30 protein-coding genes, 1 tRNA gene and 1 pseudogene are annotated in these 26,492 nt (G+C 57.3%); 24 read left to right on the forward strand and 8 right to left on the reverse strand.

Translation table 11 applies throughout. The features are described 5' to 3' along the window. The first annotated feature begins 16 nt into the window (after positions 1–16). On the forward strand, positions 17–667 hold the full coding sequence (locus C5F70_RS29995) for a LysE/ArgO family amino acid transporter (protein WP_017846746.1): 651 nt from the start codon (positions 17–19) through the stop codon (positions 665–667). Positions 668–896: 229 nt separating this feature from the next. Here the strand turns inward: C5F70_RS29995 and C5F70_RS30000 are convergent, their stop codons facing one another. Then, positions 897–1,259, reverse strand: coding sequence for a DUF167 family protein (locus tag C5F70_RS30000; RefSeq protein ID WP_197089044.1), 363 nt, complete (start codon positions 1,257–1,259; stop codon positions 897–899). Positions 1,260–1,639: 380 nt separating this feature from the next. On the opposite strand from C5F70_RS30000, the gene C5F70_RS30005 reads away from it, so the two are divergent. After that, the gene (locus tag C5F70_RS30005) at positions 1,640–2,005 is read left to right on the forward strand and encodes an SMI1/KNR4 family protein (protein WP_017846748.1); all 366 of its coding nucleotides are present in this window, start codon (positions 1,640–1,642) and stop codon (positions 2,003–2,005) included. Between the two features lie 191 nt (positions 2,006–2,196). After that, positions 2,197–2,733 (forward strand): dihydrofolate reductase family protein, encoded by a 537-nt coding sequence (locus C5F70_RS30010; protein WP_104904492.1) that lies wholly within the window; start codon positions 2,197–2,199, stop codon positions 2,731–2,733. A 414-nt stretch (positions 2,734–3,147) separates the two neighbouring features. On the opposite strand, the pseudogene C5F70_RS30015 reads toward C5F70_RS30010, so the two are convergent. The 3 genes and pseudogenes from C5F70_RS30015 to C5F70_RS30020 all read right to left on the reverse strand — a co-directional run. Further along, positions 3,148–4,275 (reverse strand): annotated as a pseudogene (locus tag C5F70_RS30015) (IS1182 family transposase); the annotation flags it as partial. Between the two features lie 122 nt (positions 4,276–4,397). Next, positions 4,398–4,811 carry a hypothetical protein gene (locus C5F70_RS30740; protein WP_158683902.1) on the reverse strand — a complete coding sequence of 138 codons (414 nt, stop codon included), beginning with the start codon at positions 4,809–4,811 and terminating at the stop codon, positions 4,398–4,400. Positions 4,812–5,008: 197 nt separating this feature from the next. Beyond that, positions 5,009–5,842 (reverse strand): suppressor of fused domain protein, encoded by an 834-nt coding sequence (locus tag C5F70_RS30020; protein ID WP_104904493.1) that lies wholly within the window; start codon positions 5,840–5,842, stop codon positions 5,009–5,011. Positions 5,843–6,136: 294 nt separating this feature from the next. Here C5F70_RS30020 and C5F70_RS30025 point away from each other — a divergent pair, with 294 nt between their 5' ends. Further along, entirely contained in the window at positions 6,137–6,913 is a 777-nt protein-coding gene (locus C5F70_RS30025; protein ID WP_104904494.1) for a nucleotidyltransferase domain-containing protein, read from the forward strand. Between the two features lie 27 nt (positions 6,914–6,940). Here C5F70_RS30025 and C5F70_RS30030 read toward each other — a convergent pair whose 3' ends face one another. Next, positions 6,941–7,387 carry a GNAT family N-acetyltransferase gene (locus C5F70_RS30030; protein ID WP_104904495.1) on the reverse strand — a complete coding sequence of 149 codons (447 nt, stop codon included), beginning with the start codon at positions 7,385–7,387 and terminating at the stop codon, positions 6,941–6,943. A gap of 144 nt (positions 7,388–7,531) precedes the next feature. Then, positions 7,532–8,419 (reverse strand): serine hydrolase, encoded by an 888-nt coding sequence (locus C5F70_RS30035; protein ID WP_104904496.1) that lies wholly within the window; start codon positions 8,417–8,419, stop codon positions 7,532–7,534. Between the two features lie 550 nt (positions 8,420–8,969). On the opposite strand from C5F70_RS30035, the gene C5F70_RS30050 reads away from it, so the two are divergent. The 3 genes from C5F70_RS30050 (at position 8,970) to C5F70_RS30055 (ending at position 10,892) form a co-directional block, all read left to right on the forward strand. Then, positions 8,970–9,365: a hypothetical protein gene (locus C5F70_RS30050; protein WP_331481542.1), complete on the forward strand. Its 396-nt coding sequence runs from the start codon at positions 8,970–8,972 to the stop codon at positions 9,363–9,365. Positions 9,366–9,437: 72 nt separating this feature from the next. After that, complete coding sequence (locus tag C5F70_RS30745; RefSeq protein WP_158683904.1) at positions 9,438–9,725, forward strand: hypothetical protein; 288 nt, start codon at positions 9,438–9,440, stop codon at positions 9,723–9,725. Positions 9,726–10,583: 858 nt separating this feature from the next. Continuing rightward, on the forward strand, positions 10,584–10,892 hold the full coding sequence (locus C5F70_RS30055; RefSeq protein ID WP_102617299.1) for a DUF3077 domain-containing protein: 309 nt from the start codon (positions 10,584–10,586) through the stop codon (positions 10,890–10,892). Between the two features lie 163 nt (positions 10,893–11,055). Here C5F70_RS30055 and C5F70_RS30060 read toward each other — a convergent pair. Next, positions 11,056–11,140, reverse strand: a tRNA-Leu gene (locus C5F70_RS30060). A gap of 108 nt (positions 11,141–11,248) precedes the next feature. On the opposite strand from C5F70_RS30060, the gene queA reads away from it, so the two are divergent. The 6 genes from queA to C5F70_RS30090 all read left to right on the forward strand — a co-directional run bounded on the left by queA (position 11,249) and on the right by C5F70_RS30090 (position 17,323). Beyond that, complete coding sequence (queA, locus tag C5F70_RS30065; RefSeq protein ID WP_017846191.1) at positions 11,249–12,298, forward strand: tRNA preQ1(34) S-adenosylmethionine ribosyltransferase-isomerase QueA; 1,050 nt, start codon at positions 11,249–11,251, stop codon at positions 12,296–12,298. Positions 12,299–12,303: 5 nt separating this feature from the next. Then, on the forward strand, positions 12,304–13,419 hold the full coding sequence (gene tgt / locus C5F70_RS30070; RefSeq protein WP_010565220.1) for a tRNA guanosine(34) transglycosylase Tgt: 1,116 nt from the start codon (positions 12,304–12,306) through the stop codon (positions 13,417–13,419). Positions 13,420–13,462: 43 nt separating this feature from the next. Next, positions 13,463–13,801, forward strand: a complete 339-nt coding sequence (gene yajC, locus C5F70_RS30075) for a preprotein translocase subunit YajC (RefSeq protein ID WP_003175975.1) — start codon at positions 13,463–13,465, stop codon at positions 13,799–13,801. A gap of 62 nt (positions 13,802–13,863) precedes the next feature. Continuing rightward, complete coding sequence (gene secD / locus C5F70_RS30080; protein ID WP_057004584.1) at positions 13,864–15,732, forward strand: protein translocase subunit SecD; 1,869 nt, start codon at positions 13,864–13,866, stop codon at positions 15,730–15,732. Positions 15,733–15,741: 9 nt separating this feature from the next. Further along, on the forward strand, positions 15,742–16,656 hold the full coding sequence (gene secF / locus C5F70_RS30085) for a protein translocase subunit SecF (RefSeq protein WP_017846188.1): 915 nt from the start codon (positions 15,742–15,744) through the stop codon (positions 16,654–16,656). Positions 16,657–16,780: 124 nt separating this feature from the next. Further along, positions 16,781–17,323, forward strand: coding sequence for a glycine zipper 2TM domain-containing protein (locus C5F70_RS30090; RefSeq protein WP_053257883.1), 543 nt, complete (start codon positions 16,781–16,783; stop codon positions 17,321–17,323). Between the two features lie 204 nt (positions 17,324–17,527). Here C5F70_RS30090 and suhB read toward each other — a convergent pair whose 3' ends face one another. Next, on the reverse strand, positions 17,528–18,343 hold the full coding sequence (suhB, locus tag C5F70_RS30095; RefSeq protein WP_017846186.1) for an inositol-phosphate phosphatase: 816 nt from the start codon (positions 18,341–18,343) through the stop codon (positions 17,528–17,530). A 145-nt stretch (positions 18,344–18,488) separates the two neighbouring features. Here suhB and trmJ point away from each other — a divergent pair, with 145 nt between their 5' ends. The 11 genes from trmJ to ndk all read left to right on the forward strand — a co-directional run bounded on the left by trmJ (position 18,489) and on the right by ndk (position 26,464). After that, positions 18,489–19,259, forward strand: coding sequence for a tRNA (cytosine(32)/uridine(32)-2'-O)-methyltransferase TrmJ (gene trmJ, locus C5F70_RS30100; RefSeq protein WP_104904499.1), 771 nt, complete (start codon positions 18,489–18,491; stop codon positions 19,257–19,259). 2 nt (positions 19,260–19,261) lie between these two features. After that, the gene (gene cysE / locus C5F70_RS30105) at positions 19,262–20,044 is read left to right on the forward strand and encodes a serine O-acetyltransferase (RefSeq protein ID WP_104904500.1); all 783 of its coding nucleotides are present in this window, start codon (positions 19,262–19,264) and stop codon (positions 20,042–20,044) included. A gap of 303 nt (positions 20,045–20,347) precedes the next feature. Next, positions 20,348–20,839: a Fe-S cluster assembly transcriptional regulator IscR gene (gene iscR / locus C5F70_RS30110; RefSeq protein WP_003194020.1), complete on the forward strand. Its 492-nt coding sequence runs from the start codon at positions 20,348–20,350 to the stop codon at positions 20,837–20,839. A gap of 50 nt (positions 20,840–20,889) precedes the next feature. Further along, positions 20,890–22,104 carry an IscS subfamily cysteine desulfurase gene (locus C5F70_RS30115; RefSeq protein ID WP_017846184.1) on the forward strand — a complete coding sequence of 405 codons (1,215 nt, stop codon included), beginning with the start codon at positions 20,890–20,892 and terminating at the stop codon, positions 22,102–22,104. A 99-nt stretch (positions 22,105–22,203) separates the two neighbouring features. Further along, positions 22,204–22,590 (forward strand): Fe-S cluster assembly scaffold IscU, encoded by a 387-nt coding sequence (gene iscU, locus C5F70_RS30120; protein WP_003443374.1) that lies wholly within the window; start codon positions 22,204–22,206, stop codon positions 22,588–22,590. 29 nt (positions 22,591–22,619) lie between these two features. Beyond that, positions 22,620–22,943: an iron-sulfur cluster assembly protein IscA gene (gene iscA, locus C5F70_RS30125; RefSeq protein ID WP_010565230.1), complete on the forward strand. Its 324-nt coding sequence runs from the start codon at positions 22,620–22,622 to the stop codon at positions 22,941–22,943. An 8-nt stretch (positions 22,944–22,951) separates the two neighbouring features. Next, positions 22,952–23,473, forward strand: coding sequence for a co-chaperone HscB (gene hscB, locus C5F70_RS30130; RefSeq protein ID WP_046382174.1), 522 nt, complete (start codon positions 22,952–22,954; stop codon positions 23,471–23,473). A gap of 51 nt (positions 23,474–23,524) precedes the next feature. Continuing rightward, complete coding sequence (gene hscA / locus C5F70_RS30135; protein WP_104904501.1) at positions 23,525–25,387, forward strand: Fe-S protein assembly chaperone HscA; 1,863 nt, start codon at positions 23,525–23,527, stop codon at positions 25,385–25,387. A 3-nt stretch (positions 25,388–25,390) separates the two neighbouring features. Further along, entirely contained in the window at positions 25,391–25,732 is a 342-nt protein-coding gene (fdx, locus tag C5F70_RS30140; protein WP_104904502.1) for an ISC system 2Fe-2S type ferredoxin, read from the forward strand. A gap of 14 nt (positions 25,733–25,746) precedes the next feature. Next, complete coding sequence (iscX, locus tag C5F70_RS30145; RefSeq protein ID WP_017846180.1) at positions 25,747–25,947, forward strand: Fe-S cluster assembly protein IscX; 201 nt, start codon at positions 25,747–25,749, stop codon at positions 25,945–25,947. Positions 25,948–26,038: 91 nt separating this feature from the next. Further along, positions 26,039–26,464 carry a nucleoside-diphosphate kinase gene (gene ndk, locus C5F70_RS30150; protein WP_017846179.1) on the forward strand — a complete coding sequence of 142 codons (426 nt, stop codon included), beginning with the start codon at positions 26,039–26,041 and terminating at the stop codon, positions 26,462–26,464. Positions 26,465–26,492 lie beyond the last annotated feature (28 nt).

Here is a 26,492-nt window from a genome sequence, read left to right on the forward strand (position 1 = left end):
CGGGTTCGAACATCCCATGTTTCTAAACTTCAACGCTCTTTACCTCGAAGGCTTGCTTTTGGGCATGGGGCTGTTCGCCGCGCCTGGTCCGAAAGACACCTTGGTCATCCGCCAAGGTGTGGGCCGGGGTCCGATCTGGGCCGTGGTTGCTATCTGCGTACTCGCCGATGTCCTACTGATCGCTGTTGGCGTCGCAGGGTTGGGTTCATTGCTGGGAAGTCGGCCGGGTGTGGTGGCGCTGTTGCTGCTGTCCGGTGCGGCGTATTTGCTTTGGTTTGGCGGTCAACGCTTGCTGGCGTGCCTACGTAACCAGTCCATGCCCAACACGCAAGGCGGTCACTCGCAACGAGGCTTGCTGCGCACAGCACTGGTGCTCGGGTTTGCCAATCCCTACGCCTGGCTTGATACCGTCGTGCTGATCGGCTCGATCGGCGCAGCCAAACCCACCGGCCAACAAGCGCTGTTCGCGAGCGGCGCGATGACGGCGTCGTTGGTGTGGTTTGTGATACTGGCGCTGGGATGTCAGCGTTTGACGCGGCTGTTCCAGGCGCCAGTGGTGTGGCGCTGGTTGGATGCGGGTGTGGCGGTGTTGATGGTGTACCTGGCCGGGATGTTGATCACTGATTCAGTGAGTGTCTTTCAGCAGGTAATCGGGGTCAGACTCTGAAGAGTCCAAAGGGCTGCGAACGCCTCAATGTCGTCTTTCACCAAGTCGGCTTGGGCGTATCGCGCTGGAGAAAGAGTAATCTGCCGGTTGCGATAGGCCGAAGTCGGCCAGAAGCGGACGCTTAGAGTGCAGAAAATAAATCTGTCCCCCCTTTTATTGCAAGCAGACACTGGAACAGTCCATGACAGCAGGACGGCTCATTAGGCTGCATCGCGCCCGTAGCGAATGGTCAGGTGTTTTCTGCTTCTGACAGGGCCTTGGCCACTACGGCAGGTAAGCTTCCGGGCGCCCTTATACGCATTTGCTTGTTCAAATTAAAACGACCGAACACAACCGTGATGTCAGAAACCGAGACGTCAAACTCTCGGGCGAGAAACTTAACCATATGGTCAGTCGCCCTGCCTGCTACGGGTGCGGCGGTGACGCTGATCTTGAGTTGACTTCCTTTCGCCTTGCCGATGGCATCCTTTTTGGCGCTCGGAGTTCCAAGTATGTTCAGAACTAAAGTCTCTCCATCCCACCCACAAAACGAGGACATCTCAAAGCCACGGCCGGATGATTTCTTTTTGGTAATCGCTTTTGCTTTCTTCACATGGATCCTGCGTAGGTCGGATAAAAATGCCTAACTATAAATAGACATCAACGGGTGCATAACATTTTTGGGCGGACGTGCGCTGCCGCTCCGGAGTGCAGTATTTACGAGGAGGGCGGAAGTAAAAACGGTTAGACACCATTGCAGTAATTCCTTTTGCGAACGGTATTTAACAGTGTCGAGGGTAGCGCGGGGCTTGGAGGAAAGACAAGAGGGCAGCAGCCGTAGCACCGGCGCTTGGGGAAAAGACGAACGACTGCTTCTTGCCCGTCCCGGCCTATTGCGACCGGCAGAAGTCGACCCAAGCGGGCTTCTACACTCTCTGATTGAATAAGCTATCGTCCACCGCACGATACTGATCAACACTCGGACTTGAACGAATGACAGACAATCCTTTTCGTATTCCAACAGATGCTGAAATTGCTGACGCAGAGAGCAGGCTCAATTTTCGCTTTCCCGATGAATATATCCGCTTCCTGAAAGGTGGCAGCGATGTCGCAAACGCCGCATTTGAACCCGCGGTGATTTTGGGAGGATGCAGCCATCTGGATATCTTTGAAATTACCGAAGCCGCCTGGGCCCAGGGAGTGCCTCGGGATTGGTTGCCTTTCATTGAGGACAACAGCGACTACTTCTGCATATCGCAGGCTGGTGTTGTTCGATACTGGTCCCACAACGGAAGTACAGACGAAAGTTGGCCAACCTTTGCCGCCTGGTTCGAACAGGTCTGTATAGCCCTTGAGTAGTGTATGTACGATATCTGCGATCCATACCAGGTGTCCGCTGCTGGCTCAGAGTGTGTAAAAACGCTTCGCCAAAATTGAAGTGGGCGCATCTACGTTAAATCTGAAATTTTGAACGGCAGTCAGTGAAGGCGAATCTTTTATTCTGCTTATGATCAAGGATGAATAAACGTCGTTTCAATTAGGAGGTCCTGATGGCTACTGCACATGTTTTCATCGCCGTCAGCCTGGACGGCTTCATCGCCCGGCCAGATGGCGACATTGATTGGCTTTTGCAGCGTGATGATCCGGCTGAAGATCATGGCTACTGCGCCTTCATTGCCGACAAGGATGTGATCGTGATGGGGCGAGGCAGCTATGAGAAGGTGCTGACCTTCGACACATGGTTCTACGACCGGCCCGTCGTGGTGCTGTCTGAACAACTGGCCGCTACGCCGGTGCCCGAGGCGTTGAAGGGCAAGCTGCGCTTCTCAAACCTCGCACCAGGGGACCTGATGGCCGAACTGGATAGGCAAGGCGTGCATCGTGTCTATGTCGATGGCGGGCAGTTGGTGCAATCCTTCCTGCGCGATGGGTTAGTCGCCGATATGGTGATTACCACTGTTCCCGTACTGATCGGATCGGGAAGGCGATTGTTTGGGGCCCTTCAGCAGGACATTGACTTGGAACTGGTATCCAGCTGCAGCTTTCCTTCGGGGTTGGTGCAGTCTACCTATCGGTTGACGGTATGACCGGTTCGCGAGGATGTTCGATCTAGAGCAATGAGGGGAAAGGGGGGGGATTTATTTGCCGAGGCCGATTCTCGTGAACGTTGCCTTTTCTTCTGGCTGGCAGTCAGTTAGTGGTCGACTTCTGCCGGATATGACAGGCAGAAATCGGCCGATTGTGTTGAAAAAGTCGATCATGGTTTCCACGGCAGAAAAGTACGCGTCCGAGATTGAAATCTTTACTTTTGGCAGAGGTTTCCAGAAGCAGATTTCACGCAGCAGCGTGCAAAAATGGCGTTCTCACTAGGCAATGGCCAGGCAGTTTTGGATAACCGACTTTTTCAACAGAATCGGCCAAAAGCTGCCAGTCATAAAAGGCTGCTTTCGACCCAGGCTGTGTGAAAACGCGCTAAACACCTCGAAAACTGAGAGTCGCGAACAGCCCGAGAAGTAGTAACAATGCAATAACATGCCGTCTTCCATCGACGAATGCCGCCTGGTTAGTAACTGCCCCGCAGGGCATCGATACTCGTCCGACGCAATAAGATAAATGAAATCCTGCTTGCCGAATCTGCCTTCGGCTTTGCTGCCAGATGTGAGGGGTTTCGGTACGAAGGTAGTGATGCCGGCTTGCTCGCAAGCAAGGATTTCCAGACCTTTGTAATAGCCTCGGTCGGCCACCACCGTTAGCAATTCAGCCTCGATTTCTTCACGCGCTTGGTTCGCCATATTGCTCAGTTGCCCACGATCATTACCAACGTTGGTCACCTCATGGGCAACGATCAGATGGTGTTTGTCGTCGACAGCTGTTTGTACGTTGTAGCCAACCGTTCCGGTGCCTCGGCCGCTCGTGGCCATTGAGCGTGCATCTGGGTCTGTGAGGGAGATCTGCTGGTCTGGACTTTCGTGAAGCTGCGCCTCGATGTCCTTGAGTTTCTGCATCTGCTTTTTCAGTGTTTCTATCTTTTCCTTAAGCCGCTCTGCTTTGGCCTCGGCCACTACGGGCGTTGCCCGATCCGCCGAATCCATCGCCGCCAGATAGCGATCAATGCTCTGCTCAATCTGCTGCATACGGGCCTTCACCTTGCCCTGAGTGAAGTTGCGGTCGCGATTATTGACGGCTTTGAATTTGCTGCCGTCGATGGCGATGATCGACTGGGAGAAGAGATTGAGGTTGCGGCAAAGAACTACGAACTGGCGGCATACGCTGCGAATGGCTTTGCCGTTGTCTTTGCGAAAGTCGGCAATGGTTTTGAAGTCCGGAGCCAAACGCCCCGTTAGCCACATCAACTCGACGTTGCGCTCGGCCTCACGCTCAAGTCGGCGGCTGGACTGAATCCGATTGAGATAGCCGTAGATATAGATCTTCAGCAACACTGCTGGGTGATAGGCCGGACGACCAGTTGCGGCAGGATCGACGCCCTCAAAACCAAGTGCGCCGAGGTCGAGTTCATCGACGAAAACGTCGACCACTCGCACTGGATTTTCTTCGGCTACATAATCGTCCAAGCACTCCGGCAGCAGCGTCACCTGCGTCCGAGTCTCACCCTCAATGAATCGTTTCATGATCGCCCCCGATACGATCTAGACGAACAAAAGCTTAGATCATCCTCGGCGTATTCCGACTTTTGGCCTTAAAGCAAAGCTCGCCTTTCATCTGGATTGAAGACGTTACCGGAGGGGATTGGTCAGATATTGGCAAGCTGGGGAACAATGGATTTACCCATGCAATTGACTGCCGCAAAGTATTTACGGCCGCTTGAATGAGACAACCTTGCGTGGCATTCGCAACAATACTCGTCACGGTATTGGCCATCAGGTTTGAAAAATAGCTTGGCCTCGTTGAGGTCGGTTATTAAAAATCCTTCAGATTTCAAAATCTGTTCAAAACGATCACGTAGTGAAGAGAGGGCGGTGGGAAGGTGGGGATGACTGAGAAGCTCCTTCGGGTATGGGGTCGCACTCAGTAGATCCACCGTCGTGATCGATTCCCCGGTCGCTTTGAGGGCTTGCAACAGATGTGGGTGTACGTACGACAGACTGCTCGCAGCGTGATGCGCAATACTTTGACAGACACTACTGAGGCGGCGACGGGAAGGCATTCATTCTTCCTGATTTGGTTTGCGAGCTGCGTCGAGCTGCTGGATTCTTAGAGATCATATGGTGCCTCAAAACCTGGTCGAATGCCCCCATGGCCGAATCGTTCTAAAAACGTGTTTTCACACAGCCTGGACCCAAAGCTGCCATGAGACTTACAAAACTGTCGTTCGCTTCGCCAGCTTCCGAGAGCTGCGCGGTGTCAAACAACGCTAGCACGATGCAGGCTGCTCATATGCCCGATGCCCGCAGTCTTCAAACGGCTTACCAGATCCTCGCGTGCTCCTCGCCCACCATCACGAACGTATTCAAGCTCCGACGCTGTGATTAATACCACTGGAACCAATCTGACCGGGGATAAAGGCATGTCATCCAGTCGGGTAGGGAAATCCGGTTCAGGGGCTCCCAGCAAGACGCCGGTAGAGTCGTCGTCGGTAATGAAGAGTTTGGGTAGTTGATCACTCATATGGTGCGACCGGCTGAACCCCGGAATTTCAAGTGATAGCGCTCCGTGTTGTTCGAGTTGGTGGATGATTCCCCCAGCGTCTGCCACCGTTTTGGCAACGTGTTCCACCAGCTCGAATGCCCAGCTGCGCTTGAAAGGATCGACCTCACCCAAGGGACCACGGGCGTGCTCGGGTATATCTGCTGTTTCTATGAACAACTCCATCTCAAAACCATTGCCCATCCCTTCCGCGTCATCGAATGGGTCTGACAGGCCTTCGGTTGCAATGATTACTGTGTCGCCACGGCGAACTACTCGGTAGGCCTGACGGGTCGAAGGCCAGTAAGGGCCACCCGAAAAGCTCGGACTAATGATGTAGGAAAGAACATCCCGCTCGACTGTGCCGATAGAGCCCCAATGAAGATCCAGGCACGCTTCGCTGGCTTGTCGGGCTGCCTGATTTGCCGCTTCAGCCTCAGACGAATTGCTGGGAGTAACAGGCTCGCGGAATTCAAGGGGTTGCGGTGTGGGCTGGGCATCTTGGGTCAAAGGGCTTTTCAATAAAGTAAGAAGTTTCTTGAAGAAATTCATGCGCGTTCCTTGCTGGGTCTCGGCTCAGCCCCACAAATGTCAGCACTTGCTGATCTGGTGGTAGGCGTTGAACGCATTCTGGCGTATCGGCTTCGATATGAAAACGCAAAAACATATTTCGCTCCTACTGCGTAGTTGCATGGACTTGACCACCCATTTGCATTCGACTTGACCAGTCGTTTGCATCGGATTTGACCAACACGCTGGATGGCCTTGACCGGCAAAAAACGGCCAAAAGCAGCCACTATCGTCTCTGTTAAAGTACCTCCCTGAACACAACTCTCGGACGGCTTCATGGAACGATTCCATCCTCGTGGCATTGATGCAGACGGTTATATCCTCACCGTGTCCAACGTCGAGGTGCAGCCACAGTTTCAGGCTTTGCTGGCGGACGTTTGCATGACGCTCGCCCAGTCGGAACCTCTGCTGGATGGGATTTATCTTTATGGCAGCGTCGCTAGAGGCGACGCCGTACCGGGAGTTTCCGACCTAGACCTAACCCTTGTTCTGCACAGCTCTCCTGCATCGCAGGATCTGGAAATGCTCGAGTCGAAAAAGCGCACGCTGGAAAGTCGGCATACCGAAGTCACCAAGATCGATTTTGACATCGGTAGTCGTTCTGAAGTATTGGCGGCCAACAATCGATTGAGCTGGGGTTATTGGCTCAAGCATCACTGTCGTTGCTTATGGGGGAATGATCTGGCCAAGCGCTTCGACCGGTTCAAGCCGTCGCGTGATATCGCCATTGCCGTGAATGGTGATTTTGAATCCGTACTGACCCGGTATGCCGATCTTATCGATCAGGCGACCACACCGACGCAATCCCTACGCCTGCAACGCGAAGCCTCGCGCAAACTCATCCGGTCAACTCAAGTACTTCGCTCTGAACAGGACCTGATGTGGCCGCAAACACTGGAGGAGCATGTCGAGCTATTTGTTCAGCATTACCCGCGCATGAGAATGCAGATCTCTTTTTTCTTGTCCCAGGCAAGGACCCCATACGCGAAGCCAAAAGAGTTTACGACTCAGGTCCATGATTTTTTGACCTGGATGGCTTCAGAAACCGGTTAGGTCTGCTTTTGGCCGAAATCTGCCTGATCAGGCGTTGACCAGCTCCATGATGTGAGTGGCATGGACATCTTCTATTCGCATGAAACCGCAGCGCAGGTAAAACGCGTCGCCTCCAGAAGTATCGGTGGAAAGACGCACCTTCTGAAAGTGAAGAGCAGCCTGTGCAACCAACGCGTTTACCAGCGCCTGACCGACGTGTTGATTCCTCGCTGCAGGTGCCACGTACACTCGCCGTAGCCTTGCGGTATCGGGGTTATTATAGGGGTCAACTGATAGTCCTCCGATTCCTATGACTTGCTGGTTCGAATACGCTGCCATGAGACATTCACCGGGCGCATTGAAGCGATTAGTTCCAGAGTGCCACTCCGAAATCAGGCGCGTAAGAAACCTGAAACCTTCTGCAACTGCCGCTTTCTCCAAGGTAAGAACTTCCGCCGGCAGGTGCGTAATCTGTTGAATCTGGATTAGTTTCATTCATTGTCCCTGATTCAGTGTGAATCCTTTTGGCTGATCGAGGATGCATCGGACGCATGCTATGAGCGATGCAAGTGGCTGCTACCGACCCAAGGCGATCATTCGGCGAATCTTTTGACCTACGCCAAAAGGAGCTGAATGCAGTCAGCTCCTCTGACGCAGAACTTGCATGAGCTGCTCAACGACGATGGCTTCGACGAAGCCTTCACTGGGCCCCACCTCAAAAGCAGCACAACAAGCCGATGCGTCGCCGTCGCAGAGACGGTAGACAGCAATGACACTGCTCGGTCCGCAGCCGGTGTGCCCGCATAGCGAATACCCGCCGTCAATCGACCCTTGCATGACGCCAAGGCCATAGCCCGGCGTGATCCAAGGGCGACCGGGAATCGGGCCGCCCAATGTTCGTGCTCTCTGCATTTCCTGAAGCAAGTCCGTCGTGAGTAGGTCTGCACAAAAGAGTCGATCCAGAAATAACGCTGCTTGCGAAATGTCGCCGATCAACAAGCCGTGGTAAACCCAGGCGGGATCATAATTTGAGGCAATTCCAAGGTGGGTCGTTTGTAAGTCTCCTCGCATTTTTGCAAAGCGAACGCTCGATAATCCCAGGGGAGAAAGTGTCCGTTGAATTACCGCGTCATCAAGCTTCAGATCAGTCAGCCGTTCAATTAGCCTGCCGACAAGCAGGTAGCCGACATTCGAGTAACGCCAACCGTTTCCGGGACTGTATCGGAGTCGAGCACCGTCAAGGCGTTGCATCATTTCATCGGCCGGCCAGGCTGGTTCACTGTTTTTAACGGCGGAGTGATACTCCGCAAGTTCTCCGTAGTCAGCCAGACCGGCCTCATGCCGCAGTAACTGGCGTAGCGTAAAAGACTGATCAAGAACGGGGTCGTCCAATCCGACCAGCCCGTCACGCACCAACGATAGGGCCGTAGCAGCCAAGACTGTTTTCGTGAAACTCCACCAAGGGACCATCGATTCTGAGCGATCAGCCGCTTGCAGCTGACCATTTGAAACGAGTGAACTGAGCATTGGCTTCCTTGGAGTCTTCAGCGGATCGGCAGCTTGACAAGATACCTCAATCATTCCTCTTCGCGGAGGCAAAGGTCAGCCGTTGCACTGTTCTGAACGACTGCTCTTGGCCGATTGTGTTGAAAAAGTCGACCCGGCCTGGTGACCCATGCATTGAGCGGTGAAAGCGCCTTTTTTGTACGCCGCTACGTCAAATCTGAGTCCTGAACCTTCTGCGCTAAACACAGATTTCAATCTCAGACGCGCACTTTTCTGCCGTGGAAACCGAAGCCGACTTTTTCAACACAATCGGCCGTTTCCTGCTTGTCGTGACTGGCTGAAAACGGCCGATTGTGTTGAAAAATTCGGTTTTCTGAAACAGCCAGGAGAGCGATCGAGAAAACGCTTTTTTAGGACGCTTTCACGTGAAATCTGAGTCCGGCAACCTCTGTCGGAAGTAAAGATTTCATTCTCGGACGCATGCTTTTCTGCTGCGGAAACCGTGGTCGACTTTTTCAACAGAATCGGCCAAAAGCAGCCCGTGGACACCCTAATGGCGAAACAGTAGCTTATGTTGCTAGCGGGCGAGAAATACTCAACAGCGGATCATCCCGCCCATGCCGCGTTTCACTTTGGACGATGTCGAGAAATGGGACCGAAAACTGAAGAGTTGATCTGCATTCTTGATCAGCTTGCAATCGTGCTCGAAAGCTATGGAGACACCCACTGGAGCTTTTGGATGCGTAAGGCAAGGGCACTATTGCTGGATTCTGATTACTCTGGGATTGAGTATCTACTGTCAGCCTATGGCGGAATGGGCTCATTAAATGATCTCATTCTTGGTCAAAGCTATGTCGATGGAGTCCTTTCTTGGAATCCAGGTCATGTCGAGCTAAACGAAAAATTCATTGAATTGCGGAACAACGCCGAACAGCTCGCCAACGCAATAAAACGCTCTCAAACTTGATCAGGCACCTAAACAACGCCCCCGCAGCCACGTTTGTGCATTCCCTTCGCGTCAAACCTTAGACGGCAATAGATGAACCCAACTCTCGACACGGCAGCCAATGGACATCTGATACTCAGTTTCAACGAGTTGTCAGACGCTTGTTGGCTATCGCTAGCTGAAAACCTGATCAAACGCCGAGGGTTCAAACGATTGGGTTCACCTGTCATAGGCGTTGATGAAAAAATTCACCAGAATTTCCAATGTGCTGAGTTCAGCCTCGCAGCTGGCTGGGACAATTGGTCTGGGCATTATTTGCTATCCGACTCAGTGGCGGGCGATGTTTTTCTGCAAAAGCTATTCGACCAGCTCAGCTCCTGACAGGCGACTCAAGTCATTCGCTCCGTTTACTGGGAATGCATGCCTGGACGTTCGGGAACGTCTGCAATGGGTGGGTTGTAGCCGGTCGCGAAAGACCGGAACCGGCCGAAAGCGGGCAGATGCGCAGAACAGCAGCCCTTGAAGCTTGTAGGCCTCTACAGAAATAGGGCGACTCAAGCAATCTTTAATTGTTGAAGCATCGTTCAAAACGCAAGATTCAGTGGTCTGCGAAAAAATTGCCCTTGTAGTGATGTTTGAGTCAGCGACAACATTCCTAGCGAAGCGATAAGCAATACTTTCATTGTTTTTATCTTCCTTGATGGGACCGGCGTTGATTGGACGCGATTGGGCGCGCTGGAAAAATATCAGCCATCGCGTCGGCGCACACGGTCATCTCTGATGCCCATTAAACCAATACGTTTTCCCGGAGGTAATCGGGGGGCAGACCCCGGTTGTTTCCGTCGACACTCGCCTAACCCTTACAGATCCCGGAAACCTTTCGCCACAGATACCACCTTTTAGTCCCGCCTCCATCCGCGCTACCTTTCCGTCGTCGCTGCAAATTCAGTGACCGGGCCTGATAACCCGTGGAACAATAGGCGCTCTAGCGTCTCCAGCACCATGCCGACGCTTTTTTTGCGTCCGCACATCCGTGTTATGGCGGCTGTGCGCGGGAGGCCTTCGGGCCTGCCGGGTTCCTATTGTCCCGGTTTATCAGCCTGCGCACAGCTGCCACCCTTTCGCCTGATAACGAACGTGGCAGCTCTCTACATTAGGAGCTAAAACCATGAGCATTTCTGACAGGCCATACCCTCACAACCCCACCACCCGCACCTCCGCCCATCCAGGAGGTGCTCAATGATCAACCCACCCCTCAACAAAACCCTCGGCGTCATCACCTTTTCCACCTGTGGCAAGCAGCCCAACCTTCACCGACTATTCCGCGTGAACTCCGGCGTGCCCATCCGCGATGCGCTGGAGCACGCCTCCGAACTTCTCCACTGTTCAAAACTGCTGGCGTTGGATGCCGCCATGGACACGGGCGCGGATCGTTATGCCTGGGCGGCGCATTATTTGGGGGAGATGGCGAAGGCGGTGGTGGATGATTTGGCGAATGGGATGTTGGCCAATGGGGTGACGGAGGAGGGTGAAGTGGCGGGTAGTTAGTCTGGTGGTTTGAGGGTGTTGCGGCTGACGCTATCGCAGGCAAGCCAGCTCCCACAAGGGGCTGTGTTTCAAGTTGATGTTGCGCTGGTCAGGGGTTTTGCTGGTTGCCCACTTTTCGACAGGCGAAAAAAAAGACCTTGAATTTCAAGGTCTTTTTTTAAGATGGTGCCCCGAGGGAGACTCGAACTCCCACTCCTTTCGAAAACGGATTTTGAATCCGCCGCGTCTACCAATTCCGCCATCAGGGCTCAATGGCGGCGAAGTATAGAGATGAGATTACCGTTGGTCAATCACGTTTCATGGTCAATTTTGACTATTTCCGCTAGACTTCCCGGCCCTGCTAGACGAACCCCATCATGCGCGTTGCTGACTTTACTTTTGAGCTCCCTGATTCGCTGATCGCCCGCCACCCTTTGGCCGAGCGTCGCGCCAGTCGACTGCTGACCCTGGACGGGCTCAGCGGTGCCCTCGCACACCGTCAATTCACTGATTTGCTTGAGCATTTGCGCCCGGGCGATTTGATGGTGTTCAACAATACCCGGGTGATTCCGGCGCGGCTGTTTGGCCAGAAAGCTTCCGGCGGCAAGCTGGAAATTCTGGTGGAGCGGGTGCTGGACAGCCATCGCGTGCTGGCCCATGTGCGCTCCAGCAAGTCGCCGAAACCGGGTTCGACCCTGCTGATCGATGGCGGTGGCGAGGCCGAGATGGTGGCGCGTCATGATGCGTTGTTCGAGCTCAAGTTTGCCGAGGAAGTGTTGCCGCTGCTGGAGCGCGTCGGCCATATGCCGTTGCCTCCTTATATAGACCGCCCCGACGAAGATGCGGACCGCGAGCGCTATCAGACGGTGTATTCCCAGCGCCTCGGTGCCGTCGCGGCGCCGACGGCCGGGCTGCATTTCGACCAGCCGCTGCTGGATGCGATCGCCGCCAAGGGCGTCGAGAGCGCGTATGTGACCCTGCACGTGGGGGCCGGCACGTTTCAGCCGGTGCGTGTGGATAACATCGAAGACCACCATATGCACAGCGAATGGCTGGAAGTCAGCCAGGACGTCGTGGACGCGGTCAACGCGTGCAAGGCGCGCGGCGGGCGGGTGATTGCCGTGGGCACCACCAGCGTGCGTTCGCTGGAAAGCGCGGCGCGTGATGGCGTGCTCAAGCCGTTCAGCGGCGACACCGATATCTTTATTTACCCAGGCCGGCCGTTCCATGTGGTCGATGCGCTGGTGACCAACTTCCATTTGCCGGAATCCACGCTGTTGATGCTGGTGTCGGCATTTGCCGGTTATCCGGAAACCATGGCTGCTTATCAGGCTGCCATCGACAATGGATACCGTTTTTTCAGCTACGGTGATGCGATGTTTATCACCCGTAATCCGGCGCCACGCGGCCCAGAGGAACAACTATGAGTCGTATGTCGTTTGAATTGCTGGCCACTGACGGCAAAGCCCGTCGCGGTCGTCTGACCTTTCCGCGCGGTACGGTAGAGACCCCGGCGTTCATGCCGGTCGGCACCTACGGCACCGTCAAAGGCATGCTGCCGCGCGATATCGTCGCCACCGGCGCCGAGATCATCCTCGGCAACACCTTCCACCTGTGGCTGCGCCCGGGCACGGAAGTGATCAAGAAGCACGGCGACCTGCATGACTTCATGAAGTGGCAAGGCCCGATCCTCACTGACTCGGGTGGTTTCCAGGTGTTCAGCCTGGGCGCCATGCGCAAGATCAAGGAGGAGGGCGTGACCTTCGCCTCGCCGGTCGACGGTTCCAAAGTGTTCATGGGGCCGGAAGAGTCGATGCAGGTCCAGCGCGACCTGGGCTCCGACATCGTGATGATTTTCGACGAATGCACGCCGTACCCGGCCGACGAAGACGTCGCGCGGGTTTCCATGGAGTTGTCGCTGCGTTGGGCCCAGCGCTCGAAGAACGCCCACGGCGACAACACTGCGGCGCTGTTCGGTATCGTCCAGGGCGGCATGCATGAAAGCCTGCGCAAGCGCTCGCTGGAAGGCCTGGATAAGATCGGCTTCGACGGCCTGGCCATCGGCGGTCTGTCGGTGGGTGAACCCAAGCACGAGATGATCAAGGTGCTGGATTACCTGCCGGGCCTGATGCCCGCTGACAAACCTCGTTACCTTATGGGCGTTGGCAAACCGGAGGATCTCGTAGAGGGTGTGCGCCGCGGTGTGGACATGTTCGATTGCGTGATGCCAACCCGTAATGCCCGCAATGGGCATCTGTTCATCGATACAGGCGTGCTGAAGATCCGTAACGCGTTCCATCGCCATGATGATTCGCCGCTGGATCCCACCTGTGACTGCTATACCTGCCAGAACTTCTCCCGTGCTTATCTGCACCATCTGGACAAGTGTGGGGAAATGCTGGGTAGCATGTTGAATACCATCCACAATTTGCGTCATTACCAAGTCCTGATGGCTGGTTTGCGCGAGGCTATTCAACAGGGTACATTGGCCGCCTTCGTCGATGCCTTCTATGCCAAGCGCGGGCTCCCTGTGCCGCCCTTGGACTGAGTTTTCCGACCCTAAGATTCACTATTTGCAACTGGAGTGCTAAATGAGCTTTTTTATCTCTAACGCCATGGCTGATGCCGCTGCGCCTGCTGCTGCCGGCCCTATGGGCGGTGGTTTCGAGTGGATTTTCCTGGTCGGCTTCCTGGTCATCTTCTACCTGATGATCTGGCGTCCACAGGCCAAGCGCGCCAAAGAGCAGAAAAACCTGCTCGGCAGCCTGCAGAAAGGTGACGAAGTCGTGACCACCGGCGGTATCGCGGGCAAGATCACCAAGGTTTCCGATGCTTTCGTGGTTCTGGAAGTCTCCGACACCGTCGAAATGAAGTTCCAGAAGGGCGCCATCGCCGCCACGCTGCCTAAAGGCACGCTCAAAGCGATCTAAGTAACAACTTTTACCAATCGACGGGGCGCGCAAGGCGCCCCGCGTTATAAGCGGGCGGCGTGATGCTGAACAAATACCCTCTGTGGAAATACCTACTGATCCTGGCGGTGCTGGCGATCGGTTTTATTTATTCCGCTCCCAATCTCTATCCTGATGACCCTGCGATCCAGATCTCTGGCGCCAGCACTTCGCTGAAGGTCAATCAGGCTGACCTGGAACGCGCGAGCAAAGCGCTCACCGATGCGGGCATCCAGGTCAAAGCGGCAACGTTGGCAGCTGATGCGAAGGGCGGCTTGTTGCGCCTGACCAAGCAAGAAGACCAATTGCCGGCCAAAGACGTCGTGCGCAAGGCCATGGGTGACGACTACGTTGTCGCGCTCAACCTGGCACAGACCACGCCAAAATGGCTGCGCAGCATTGGCGCGCACCCGATGAAGCTGGGTCTGGACTTGTCCGGTGGTGTGCACTTCCTGCTGGAAGTCGACATGGACAAAGCCCTCGACGCGCGCCTGAAAGTCTACGAAGGCGACGTGAAGAGCCTGCTGCGTAAAGAGAAGTTGCGTTATCGCAGCCTGCCGCAGCTCAACGGTGCCATCCAGCTGGGCTTCTCTGACGAAGCTTCCCGCGAGCAGGCCCGTGCGCTGATCCGCAAGAACTTCAACGATTTCGACATCGTACCGGCCGACCTCAACGGTCAACCTGTACTGCGTCTGGCGATGACCCCGGCCAAGCTGGCGGAAATCCGCGAATACTCCATCAAGCAGAACTTGACCACGGTGCGTAACCGCGTCAACGAGCTGGGTGTGGCCGAGCCGATCGTTCAGCGCCAGGGCGCCAACCGCATCGTGGTTGAGCTGCCGGGCGTGCAGGATACCGCTGAAGCCAAGCGTATCCTCGGCAAGACCGCCAACCTGGAATTCCGTCTGGCCGCCGAGCCGGGTGCTTCCAAAGCCACTTCCGAGACCTTCGAGTTCCGTGAAGGCAACCGCCCTGCGGCGCAGATCGAGCGTGGCTTGATCATCACCGGCGACCAGGTGACTGACGCCAAGGCCGGTTTCGGCGAGCACGGTACGCCTGAAGTGAACATCCGCCTGGATGGCCATGGTGGCGAACTGATGAGCCGCGCCACGCGCAGCAACGTCGGGCGCAGCATGGCGGTGATCTTCATCGAGCAACGCCCGATCACCACCTACACCAAGCAAATGGTCAACGGCGTCGAGAAAGACGTGCCGGTGCAGACCTTCAAGGAAGAGAAGAAGATCATCAGCCTGGCGACCATCCAGTCGCCGCTGGGTGCTCAGTTCCGCATCACCGGCCTGAACGGCCAGGGCGAATCCTCGGAACTGGCCCTGCTGCTGCGTGCCGGTGGCCTGGCTGCGCCGATGTACTTCGCTGAAGAACGCACCATCGGCCCGAGCCTGGGTGCCGACAACATCACCAAGGGTATCGATGCGGCCTTGTGGGGCATGCTGTTCGTGTCGCTGTTCATCATCGCCATCTACCGCTTCTTCGGCATCATCGCCACCGTGGCCCTGGCGGGCAACATGGTGATGCTGCTGGCCTTGATGTCGTTGCTGGGCGCTACGCTGACCCTGCCAGGCATCGCCGGTATCGTCCTCACCATGGGGATGGCGGTGGACGCCAACGTGCTGATCTTCTCGCGGATTCGTGAAGAGATCGCCGCGGGCATGACCGTGCAGCGAGCAATCAACGAAGGCTTCGGCCGGGCATTTACCGCGATTCTCGACTCCAACCTGACCACATTGCTGGTCGGCGGGATTCTCTTTGCCATGGGCACCGGCCCGGTCAAAGGTTTTGCGGTGACCATGTCCCTCGGTATCTTTACCTCGATGTTCACGGCCATCATGGTGACCCGCGCAATGGTCAACCTGATCTTTGGCGGGCGTGACTTCAAGAAGTTGTGGATTTAAGGGGCTGCCATGTTACGTACAATCAACTTCATGGGCGTTCGCAATATTGCGTTCGGCGTCACCGTGCTCCTTACCGTTCTGGCGTTGTTCAGCTGGTTCCATAAGGGCCTGAACTACGGTCTGGACTTCACCGGCGGTACGCTCATCGAGCTGACCTACGAGAAGCCGGCCGACGTGACTCAGGTGCGCGAAGAGCTGGTCAAGGCCGGCTATCACGAAGCTATCGTGCAGAGCTTTGGTGCGACCACCGATCTGCTGGTGCGTATGCCGGGCGAAGACCCGCAGTTGGGTCACCAGGTTGCCGAGGCCTTGCAGAAGGTCGGCGGTGATAACCCGGCGGCGGTCAAGCGCGTCGAGTTCGTCGGTCCGCAAGTGGGTGAAGAGCTGCGCGACCAGGGCGGCCTCGGCATGCTGATGGCGCTGGTCGGCATCATGATCTACCTGGCGTTCCGCTTTCAGTGGAAGTTCGGTGTCGGCGCCATTGTCTCGCTGATCCACGACGTGGTCGTGACCGTGGGCATCCTGGCGTACTTCCAGATCACCTTCGACCTGACCGTGCTGGCCGCGGTGCTGGCGATCATTGGTTACTCGCTCAACGACACCATCGTGGTATTCGACCGGGTTCGCGAGAACTTCCGCGTACTGCGCAAGGCGACGTTGATCGAGAACATCAACATCTCCACCACCCAGACCCTGTTGCGCACCATGGCGACGTCGATCTCCACCTTGCTGGCGATCGCAGCACTGATGATCTTCGGTGGCGACAACCTGTGGGGCTTCTCCCTGGCGCTGTTTATCGGCGTTCTGGCGGGCACCTACTCGTCGATCTACATCGCCAACGTGGTGCTGATCTGGCTGAACCTCAACAGCGAAGACCTGATCCCTCCGGCCGCGACTGGCAAGGAGGTCGACGACCGCCCTTGATGGGTGGTTGTTGATCTGCTGTTACAAAGAAGGCGCGAGTATTGAACTCGCGCCTTTTTTTTTGCTCCAAGGCTGGGTATAGCGCGGATCTTTCGGTCCGTTTGTGATGGTCAGGAGGTTCAACGTGAACAAGTCGTTACTGGTTGGTGCGGTATTGGGTGCTGTCGGTGTGACTGCCGGGGGTGCTGTTGCCACCTACAGCCTGGTAAAAAGCGGCCCTGAGTATGCGCAAGTGCTGGCGGTGCAGCCGGTGAAAACCCAGATTAAAACCCCGCGCGAGGTCTGCAAGGACGTCGCCGTGACCCGGCAGAAGCCGGTGCAGGATCAACACCAGATCGTCGGTACGGTGGTCGGTGCGCTGGCCGGTGGCCTGTTGGGCAACCAGGTCGGTGGCGGTAACGGTAAGAAACTGGCCACCGTGGCCGGTGCGGTCGGTGGCGGTTATGCCGGTAACAAGGTGCAGGAGGGTATGCAGAACCGCGATACTTACACCACCACGCAAACCCGTTGTAACACCGTCAACGACATCAGCGACAAGGTCGTCGGTTATGACGTGCGTTACACCTTGGATGGCAAGGAAGGTTCGGTGCGTATGGATCGTGACCCAGGCGGCCAGATCCCGGTCGATAAAGAGGGGCGTCTGATCCTGGGCCAGAACCAGCAATAACCCCGGGCCTGGCACAGTTCACAATGTGGGAGGGGGCTTGCCCCCGATGGCGGTGTGTCAGTCAGCCTATCTGTAGCTGAAACTCCGCTATCGGGGGCAAGCCCCCCTCCCACAGTTGGCTTGTGGTGTTGCTGGTATTTAAGCTCACACCAAATTCCAGTGCATAAAAAAAGCACCGAAGGGTGCTTTTTTGTGCTCGCTCGCTTAGCGCTTCAGCGAAGCCGGCAGGTGCGGCTGGATCGCCGTCAGCACTGCCTTGAAGCATTTGGTGTTGCCGGCTACCACGTGGCCTTTCTCCAGGAAGTCATGACCGCCGGTGAAGTCGCTCACCAGGCCGCCGGCCTCTTGGATCAGCAGGGCGCCCGCTGCCATGTCCCACTCGGACAGGCCCGATTCCCAGAAGGCATCGAAACGACCGGCGGCGACGTAGGCCAGGTCCAGGCTGGCTGCGCCAGCGCGGCGGATGCCGGCGGTCTGGCCAACCAGGGCGCGGAACATACCCAGGTAGTTGTCCAGGTTGTCCATCTGGTCGTCACGGAATGGGAAGCCGGTGCCCAGCAGGGCGCCGTCCAGGCTGGTGCGGCCGCTGACGCGCAGGCGACGACCGTTCAACTGGGCGCCACGGCCACGGCTTGCGGTGAATTCTTCCTGGCGAACCGGGTCCAGCACAACGGCGTGTTCCAGGCGGCCACGGTATTTGCAGGCAATGCTCACGGCAAAGTGCGGGATACCGCGCAGGAAGTTGGTGGTGCCATCCAGTGGATCGATGATCCACAGGTAGTCTTCGCCTTCGCCGCTGCCTTTGTGCAGGCCGGTTTCTTCGCCGAGAATGCCGTGGGTCGGGTAGGCCTTGCGCAGGGCGTCGATGATTTTCTGTTCGGCGGCGCGATCCACCTCGGATACATAATCCTTGGCGTCTTTTTCGTCGACCTTGATGGTATCCAGGCGCTCGATGGAGCGGAAGATCAATTCACTGGCGCTGCGGGCGGCGCGCAGCGCGATATTCAGCATGGGCTGCATGGATGTGTCACCTAAGGTTGTTAAAGAAAGCCGAGCATTCTAGCAGAAACTTTCTTCAGGTGAAGGACGGCGTGAGCTTTCGTGGCATAACCTTAGGCTGTTCTGTAAGATTTGCTCCCCTTTCCCGTGTCCGAGAGCGCCTCCCTTGCTGCAAAACATTCGTGTCGTCTTGGTCAATACCAGTCATCCCGGCAATATCGGCGGGGTGGCGCGAGCCATGAAAAACATGGGGCTGACGCGCCTGGTGCTGGTCGAGCCGCGCGTGTTCCCGCACCACGAGGCCGATGCCCGCGCATCCGGCGCCAATGACATCCTTGAAACAGCCCAGGTCGTCGCCACTTTGGAAGACGCATTGGTCGGCTGCAACCTGGTGCTCGGCACCAGCGCCCGCGACCGGCGCATCCCCTGGCCATTGCTCGATCCGCGTGAATGCGGGACCAAAGTGGTGGAAGAGGCCGCCGGCGGCGCTGAAATCGCCCTGGTGTTCGGTCGTGAAGACTCCGGCCTGACCAACGAAGAGCTGCAGCGATGTCATTATCATGTGCATATTCCATCAGACCCGGAGTTCAGCTCGCTGAACCTCGGGGCGGCGGTGCAGGTGTTGAGTTACGAAGTACGCATGGCCTGGCTGGCCGCTGAAGGGCAGCCGAGCAAGGTTGAGAAGGATGAAGTGGCGTCGACCAAGAGTGGCGAGTTGGCCACCATGGACGAGCTGGAGCGGTTCTATGAACACCTGGAGCAAACCCTGGTGGCCATCGAATTCCTCGATCCGGAAAAACCGCGGCACTTGATGGCGCGCCTGCGTCGTCTGTACGGACGCAGCTCGGTCAGCCGGGCGGAAATGAATATATTGCGTGGCATCCTCACGGAAACCCAGAAAGCGGCCCGTGGCGAGCTTCTTAAGCGGAAGGATTAAAAATGTTCGAGCGTTTGCGAGAAGATATCCAGAGTGTTTTCCACCGTGACCCGGCGGCGCGCAACGCCTTTGAAGTACTGACCTGCTACCCGGGCATGCATGCGATCTGGATTCATCGCCTGTCCGGTGCCTTGTGGGGCATGGGCTGGAAATGGCTGGCGCGGGTGGTGTCCAACTTTGGGCGCTGGTTGACCGGCATCGAGATTCACCCGGGCGCCAAGGTCGGCCGCCGCTTCTTTATCGACCACGGCATGGGCATCGTGATTGGCGAGACCGCCGAAATCGGTGACGACGTGACCCTGTACCAGGGCGTAACCCTGGGCGGCACCAGCTGGAACAAGGGCAAGCGTCACCCGACCCTGGAAAACGGTGTAGTGGTCGGGGCGGGCGCCAAGGTGCTGGGTCCGTTCACCGTGGGGGCAGGGGCCAAGGTCGGCTCCAATGCGGTGGTGACCAAGGCGGTGCCGCCGGGCGCAACCGTGGTCGGCATTCCGGGGCGCATCATCGTCAAGCCGGAAGTCGGCGATGAGCAGGAAGCCAAGCGCAAGGCCATGGCTGAGAAGATCGGCTTCGATGCCTACGGCGTCAGCGAAGACATGCCCGACCCGGTGGCCCGTGCCATCGGCCAGTTGCTCGACCACCTGCAGGCGGTAGATGGCAAGCTGGACGGCATGTGCGGCGCGCTGAAGGAACTGGGCAGTAACTATTGTGCGAAAGACCTGCCTTCGCTGCGCGAAGAGGACTTCGCCGAGATCAAAGACGAAGCCGCCACCAAGACCGGCTGAAGCCTCACGATCACCAAAAGTCCCCTGTGGGAAGGGGCTTGCTCCCGATAGCGGTGGGGCGGTCACCCATACATTGACTGGTCCTTCGCGAACGGGAGCAAGCCCCCTCCCACAGGTTGTTCTCCATTGGTCTTGGAATTCCTGCTTGACCGCTGTTCCTTCTGTTCGTCCCCACCCCATCCTGCTATTATTTGCGCGCCCTTTTTACGGGTAATCCTGACTAAAGTACTAGGTCTTATAGTTGACTTAAATACTCGGGAATAGCATACTTGCTCCCATTCTGAAACACCTTGGTACTTGTCCATGAGACTGACTACAAAAGGCCGATACGCGGTGACCGCCATGCTTGACTTGGCTTTGCACGCGCAAACTGGGCCGGTGTCCCTGGCCGATATCTCCGAGCGCCAAGGCATTTCCCTGTCCTACCTCGAGCAACTGTTCGCCAAATTGCGCCGCAGCAATCTGGTCTCCAGTGTGCGTGGGCCGGGTGGTGGCTATCAACTGTCCCGCGACATGCAGGGCATTCAGGTGGCCCAGGTGATCGACGCGGTCAACGAATCCGTCGATGCCACCAAATGCCAGGGTTTGGGTGATTGCCATGCCGGCGACACCTGCCTGACCCACCACTTGTGGTGTGACTTGAGCCTGCAGATCCATGAGTTTTTGAGTGGTATCAGCTTGGCTGATCTTGTGACTCGCCGTGAGGTGCAAGAAGTAGCCCAGCGTCAGGACCAGCGCCGTTGCAACACCAAGGCGCCGCGTCTGGACAAGATTGAAGCGTCCGCCGTCGAGTGACAGCCGAAGAGCTAACGGCACGCCAGCCAGCCTGATTTAGGAGAAAGTCCATGAAATTGCCGATTTACCTTGATTACTCAGCGACCACCCCGGTTGATCCGCGTGTCGCGCAAAAGATGAGCGAATGCCTGCTGGTTGACGGAAACTTCGGCAACCCGGCGTCGCGTTCCCACGTATTCGGCTGGAAAGCCGAAGAAGCGGTTGAAAACGCTCGTCGCCAAGTCGCCGACCTGGTGGGTGCAGATCCACGCGAAATCGTCTGGACCTCCGGCGCCACCGAATCCGACAACCTGGCAATCAAGGGCGCCGCGCATTTCTACGCGACCAAAGGCAAGCACCTGATCACCACCAAGATCGAGCACAAGGCGGTCCTCGACACCATGCGCCAACTGGAGCGTGAAGGGTTCGAAGTCACCTACATCGAGCCGACCACCGACGGTATTGTGACGCCGGCGATGATCGAAGCGGCCATGCGTGAAGACACCATCCTGGTTTCCGTGATCCACGTGAACAACGAAATCGGCACCATCAACGACATCGCGGCCATCGGCGAGCTGACCCGCTCCAAAGGTGTGTTGCTGCACGTCGACGCGGCTCAGTCCACCGGCAAGGTCGACATCGACCTGTCGAAGCTGAAAGTCGACCTGATGTCGTTCTCGGCGCACAAAACCTACGGCCCCAAAGGCATCGGCGCCCTGTACGTGAGCCGCAAGCCTCGCGTTCGCATCGAAGCCATCATGCATGGCGGCGGTCACGAGCGCGGCATGCGTTCGGGCACCCTGGCGACTCACCAGATCGTCGGCATGGGCGAAGCGTTCCGTATCGCCAAGGAAGAAATGGCTGCCGAAAACGTGCGTATCAAGGGCCTGAGCGATCGCTTCTACAAGCAGGTCGAAAACCTTGAAGAGCTGTACATCAACGGCAGCATGACTGCCCGTGTACCGCACAACCTGAATTTGAGCTTCAACTACGTCGAAGGCGAGTCGCTGATCATGGCGCTCAAGGACCTGGCGGTTTCGTCCGGTTCGGCCTGCACCTCGGCCTCCCTTGAGCCGTCCTACGTGCTGCGCGCCCTGGGCCGCAACGACGAACTGGCGCACAGCTCGATCCGCTTTACGTTTGGCCGTTTCACCACCGAAGAAGAAGTCGACTACGCCGCGCAGAAAGTCTGCGAGGCCGTCACCAAGCTGCGCACCTTGTCGCCGCTGTGGGACATGTACAAAGACGGCATCGACATTTCCAAGATCGAGTGGGCGGCACACTAACTATAGAAGCCGCCACCCCAGCTCTGTAGGAACGTGGCGGAAAACGCAGACGTTTTTACAGGGTTCCAGAGCGGCCCTGATGAGTGAGGATTCAGTACCATGGCTTACAGCGAAAAGGTCATCGACCACTACGAAAACCCGCGCAACGTCGGCAAGATGGACGCGGAAGACCCTGATGTCGGCACCGGCATGGTCGGCGCTCCGGCGTGCGGCGATGTGATGCGCCTGCAGATCAAGGTCAACGAACAAGGCATCATCGAAGACGCCAAGTTCAAGACTTACGGCTGCGGTTCGGCCATCGCCTCCAGCTCCCTGGCGACCGAGTGGATGAAAGGCAAGACTCTGGATGAAGCAGAGACCATCAAGAACACTCAACTGGCCGAAGAACTGGCCTTGCCGCCAGTGAAGATTCACTGCTCCGTACTCGCAGAAGACGCCATCAAGGCGGCCGTTCGCGACTACAAGCAGAAGAAAGGCTTGATCTAAAGCATTTGGCGACGAGTAAGGAGTCAACGATGGCTATCAGCATGACAGAAGCGGCTGCGCGGCACGTGCGACGCTCCCTGGATGGGCGCGGTAAAGGTGAGGGGATTCGTCTGGGTGTTCGCACCACGGGCTGTTCCGGCCTTGCCTATGTGCTGGAGTTCGTCGACGAGGTAGTGGCGGAAGATCAGGTGTTCGAAAGTCACGGCGAGAAAGTGATCATCGACCCGAAAAGCCTGACCTACCTGGACGGCACCGAACTCGATTTCGTCAAGGAAGGGTTGAACGAAGGCTTCAAGTTCAACAACCCCAACGTGCGCGGTGAATGTGGCTGCGGCGAAAGCTTCAACATCTGAGGCTACTTGTGGGCACTCCTTGTCATTTCGCTTTATTCGAGTTGCAACCGAGCTTTCGGCTGGACCTCGAGCAGCTTGCCACGCGCTACCGTGAATTGGCGCGTGGCGTGCATCCGGACCGCTTTGCCGACGCTTCCGAGCGTGAACAGCGCCTGGCGCTGGAGCAGTCGGCCAGCCTCAACGAAGCCTATCAGACCCTCAAAAGCCCCCCCAAGCGCGCGCGTTACCTGCTCGCGATGAACGGTGGTGAGTTGCCGCTGGAAGTCACGGTGCATGATCCGGATTTTCTGATGCAGCAGATGCAGTGGCGCGAGGAACTCGAAGACTTGCAGGACGAAGCCGATCTGGCGGGTGTCGCGGTCTTCAAGCGGCGTCTGAAAGTGGCCCAGGATGAGCTCAACGAAAGCTTCGCAGCCTGTTGGGACGATGCAGCGCAACGTGAGCAGGCCGAACGCCTGATGCGGCGCATGCAGTTCCTCGACAAGCTCTCCTACGAAGTGCGCCAGTTAGAAGAGCGCCTCGACGATTAACCCAGCGCTGCCCCTGTTGCACGCCTGAAAGACAGATAAGACCTGATTACCATGGCCCTACTGCAGATCGCCGAACCCGGCCAAAGTCCTCAACCGCACCAGCGTCGCCTGGCGGTCGGGATTGACTTGGGCACCACCAATTCCCTGGTCGCCGCCTTGCGCAGCGGCCTGTCCGAGCCGTTGCCCGATGCTGATGGCCAGGTGATCCTGCCGTCGGCGGTGCGCTATCACGCCGATCGCACTGAAGTCGGTGAGTCGGCCAAGCTGGCGGCGTCCACCGACCCGTTGAACACCGTGCTGTCGGTCAAGCGCTTGATGGGTCGTGGGTTGTCCGACGTCAAGCAATTGGGCGATCAACTGCCGTACCGCTTTGTCGGCGGCGAGTCGCACATGCCGTTCATCGACACCGTCCAGGGCCCGAAAAGCCCGGTGGAAGTGTCGGCCGATATCCTCAAGGTGCTGCGCCAGCGCGCAGAGACCACCCTGGGCGGCGAACTGGTGGGGGCGGTGATCACCGTGCCGGCGTATTTCGACGACGCCCAGCGCCAGGCGACCAAGGACGCGGCGAAACTCGCCGGCCTGAACGTGCTACGCCTGCTCAATGAGCCGACCGCGGCCGCCGTGGCGTATGGCCTCGACCAGCAGGCCGAAGGCCTGGTCGCCATTTACGACCTGGGCGGCGGGACCTTTGATATTTCGATCCTGCGCCTGACCGGCGGGGTCTTCGAAGTGTTGGCCACCGGCGGCGATACCGCCCTGGGCGGCGATGACTTCGACCATGCGATCGCGCGCTGGATCATCAGCGGTGCCGGTTTGTCCGATGACCTGGACCCGGGCGAGCAGCGCCATCTGCTGCAAACCGCCTGCGCCGCCAAAGAAGCCCTGACTGACGCGGCCTCTGTTGACGTTTCCTACGGCAATTGGTCGGCCAAACTGACCCGCGAAGCCTTCGATGCGCTGATCGAGCCGATGGTCGCCCGCAGCCTCAAAGCCTGTCGCCGCGCCGTGCGTGACTCTGGCGTAGAGCTTGAAGACGTGGCTGCCGTGGTCATGGTCGGTGGTTCGACCCGCGTGCCGCGCGTGCGCGAAGCCGTTGCCGAAGCGTTCGGTCGTCAGCCGCTGACAGAAATCGACCCGGATCAAGTGGTGGCCATCGGTGCTGCGATCCAGGCCGATACCCTGGCGGGCAACAAGCGCGACGGTGGCGAACTGTTGCTGCTCGACGTGATTCCGCTGTCCCTGGGCCTGGAAACCATGGGCGGCCTGATGGAGAAGGTGATTCCGCGCAACACCACCATCCCTGTCGCCCGCGCCCAGGACTTCACCACCTACAAAGACGGCCAGACGGCCATGATGATTCATGTGCTGCAAGGCGAGCGCGAGCTGATCAGCGACTGCCGCTCCCTGGCGCGCTTTGAATTGCGCGGTATCCCGGCGATGGTCGCGGGCGCGGCGAAGATTCGCGTGACCTTCCAGGTCGACGCCGATGGCCTGCTCAGCGTGGCTGCGCGTGAATTGGGCTCGGGCGTTGAAGCCAGCATCCAGGTCAAGCCGTCCTACGGCCTGACCGACGGCGAAATCGCCAAGATGCTCAAGGATTCGTTCCAGTATGCCAGTGACGACAAGGTCGCCCGCGTGCTGCGCGAGCAGCAAGTCGATGCCCAGCGCCTGCTCGAAGCGGTGCAGGGCGCTCTGGATGTCGACGGCGAACGCCTGTTGGATGCCGAAGAACGCATGGTCATCGACCTGCAGATGCAGGAACTGGCCGAATTGATGAAAGGCTCCGATGGCTATGCCATCGAGCAGCAGACCAAGCGCCTGTCGCAAGTGACCGATGCCTTCGCTGCCCGCCGCATGAACCAGACGGTAAAAGCCGCCCTGGCGGGCCGCAACCTGAATGAAATTGAGGAATAATTGATGCCGCAGGTCATTTTTCTGCCACACGCCGAGCATTGCCCGGACGGTATGGTCGTGGAGGCTGAGACCGGCAAGTCCATCCTCGAAGTTGCCCATGACAACCACATCGAGATCGAAAGTGCCTGCGGCGGTGTCTGCGCTTGCACCACTTGTCACTGCATCATTCGCGAGGGTTTCGACTCTCTGGAAGAAGCTGACGAGTTGGAAGAAGACTTTCTTGACCGTGCCTGGGGCCTGGAGCCGACTTCTCGCCTAAGCTGTCAGGCCAAGGTCGGGACCGAAGACATCACCGTCGAAATTCCGAAATATTCGCTCAACCATGCGGCCGAAGCGCCGCATTGATTCAAGGAAGTGTCATGAGTCTTAAATGGGTTGATGTGCAAGAGATCGCTATCCTGTTGGCCGATGGCAATCCGGATATGGATCCCTACTCGCTGAACTTTGTCGCTTTGCGTGACATGGTCATGGCTTTGCCTGGGTTTGACGATGAGCGCGACCGCGGCGGTGAAAAGGTCCTGGAAGCGATCCAGACTGCCTGGAAAGAAGAACAGGACTGACGCCTCCTTTACGCAGTTAGGCAATACCCAAGAACCCGCGTATAATTCGCGGGTTTAATTTTTCGCAAATTACCGTTTCTGGAGTTACACCATGGCTGTTCAACGTACTTTCTCCATCATCAAGCCTGACGCTGTTGCAAAAAACGTCATCGGCGAGATCACCACTCGTTTCGAAAAGGCCGGCCTGAAGGTTGTAGCCTCGAAACTCAAGCAACTGTCCAAGGCTGAAGCTGAAGGCTTCTACGCTGAGCACAGCGCTCGTGGCTTCTTCGGCGACCTGGTTGCCTTCATGATCTCCGGTCCTGTTGTCGTTCAGGTTCTGGAAGGCGAAAACGCTATCGCTCTGAACCGTGAGCTGATGGGCGCTACCAACCCTAAAGAAGCAGCTGCCGGCACCATCCGTGCTGATTTCGCTGATTCCATCGACGCCAACGCTGTACACGGTTCGGACTCCGAAGCCGCTGCTGCCCGCGAAATCTCGTACTTCTTCGCAGCTACTGAAGTAACCACTCGCTAAGCATTGGCTTAAGAGTGAAGGTGAATCC

Source organism: Pseudomonas sp. LH1G9 (genome assembly GCF_002949975.1).
Taxonomy (GTDB): Bacteria; Pseudomonadota; Gammaproteobacteria; order Pseudomonadales; family Pseudomonadaceae; genus Aquipseudomonas; species Aquipseudomonas veronii.

Bases quoted from the DNA above. Each gene is read 5' to 3' on its own strand.
- secF (WP_017846188.1), top strand. From the start codon at position 15,742: ATGTTACGTACAATCAACTTCATGGGCGTTCGCAATATTGCGTTCGGC.
- ndk (WP_017846179.1), top strand. From the start codon at position 26,039: ATGGCTGTTCAACGTACTTTCTCCATCATCAAGCCTGACGCTGTTGCA.
- C5F70_RS30115 (WP_017846184.1), top strand. From the start codon at position 20,890: ATGAAATTGCCGATTTACCTTGATTACTCAGCGACCACCCCGGTTGAT.
- C5F70_RS30035 (WP_104904496.1), bottom strand. From the start codon at position 8,419: ATGCTCAGTTCACTCGTTTCAAATGGTCAGCTGCAAGCGGCTGATCGC.
- iscR (WP_003194020.1), top strand. From the start codon at position 20,348: ATGAGACTGACTACAAAAGGCCGATACGCGGTGACCGCCATGCTTGAC.
- C5F70_RS30055 (WP_102617299.1), top strand. From the start codon at position 10,584: ATGATCAACCCACCCCTCAACAAAACCCTCGGCGTCATCACCTTTTCC.
- fdx (WP_104904502.1), top strand. From the start codon at position 25,391: ATGCCGCAGGTCATTTTTCTGCCACACGCCGAGCATTGCCCGGACGGT.
- hscA (WP_104904501.1), top strand. From the start codon at position 23,525: ATGGCCCTACTGCAGATCGCCGAACCCGGCCAAAGTCCTCAACCGCAC.
- C5F70_RS30740 (WP_158683902.1), bottom strand. From the start codon at position 4,811: ATGCCTTCCCGTCGCCGCCTCAGTAGTGTCTGTCAAAGTATTGCGCAT.
- C5F70_RS30030 (WP_104904495.1), bottom strand. From the start codon at position 7,387: ATGAAACTAATCCAGATTCAACAGATTACGCACCTGCCGGCGGAAGTT.
- yajC (WP_003175975.1), top strand. From the start codon at position 13,463: ATGAGCTTTTTTATCTCTAACGCCATGGCTGATGCCGCTGCGCCTGCT.
- tgt (WP_010565220.1), top strand. From the start codon at position 12,304: ATGTCGTTTGAATTGCTGGCCACTGACGGCAAAGCCCGTCGCGGTCGT.
- C5F70_RS30010 (WP_104904492.1), top strand. From the start codon at position 2,197: ATGGCTACTGCACATGTTTTCATCGCCGTCAGCCTGGACGGCTTCATC.
- secD (WP_057004584.1), top strand. From the start codon at position 13,864: ATGCTGAACAAATACCCTCTGTGGAAATACCTACTGATCCTGGCGGTG.
- iscA (WP_010565230.1), top strand. From the start codon at position 22,620: ATGGCTATCAGCATGACAGAAGCGGCTGCGCGGCACGTGCGACGCTCC.
- queA (WP_017846191.1), top strand. From the start codon at position 11,249: ATGCGCGTTGCTGACTTTACTTTTGAGCTCCCTGATTCGCTGATCGCC.
- cysE (WP_104904500.1), top strand. From the start codon at position 19,262: ATGTTCGAGCGTTTGCGAGAAGATATCCAGAGTGTTTTCCACCGTGAC.
- C5F70_RS29995 (WP_017846746.1), top strand. From the start codon at position 17: ATGTTTCTAAACTTCAACGCTCTTTACCTCGAAGGCTTGCTTTTGGGC.
- iscU (WP_003443374.1), top strand. From the start codon at position 22,204: ATGGCTTACAGCGAAAAGGTCATCGACCACTACGAAAACCCGCGCAAC.
- C5F70_RS30050 (WP_331481542.1), top strand. From the start codon at position 8,970: ATGTTGCTAGCGGGCGAGAAATACTCAACAGCGGATCATCCCGCCCAT.
- iscX (WP_017846180.1), top strand. From the start codon at position 25,747: ATGAGTCTTAAATGGGTTGATGTGCAAGAGATCGCTATCCTGTTGGCC.
- suhB (WP_017846186.1), bottom strand. From the start codon at position 18,343: ATGCAGCCCATGCTGAATATCGCGCTGCGCGCCGCCCGCAGCGCCAGT.
- C5F70_RS30020 (WP_104904493.1), bottom strand. From the start codon at position 5,842: ATGAATTTCTTCAAGAAACTTCTTACTTTATTGAAAAGCCCTTTGACC.
- C5F70_RS30745 (WP_158683904.1), top strand. From the start codon at position 9,438: ATGAACCCAACTCTCGACACGGCAGCCAATGGACATCTGATACTCAGT.
- C5F70_RS30025 (WP_104904494.1), top strand. From the start codon at position 6,137: ATGGAACGATTCCATCCTCGTGGCATTGATGCAGACGGTTATATCCTC.
- C5F70_RS30005 (WP_017846748.1), top strand. From the start codon at position 1,640: ATGACAGACAATCCTTTTCGTATTCCAACAGATGCTGAAATTGCTGAC.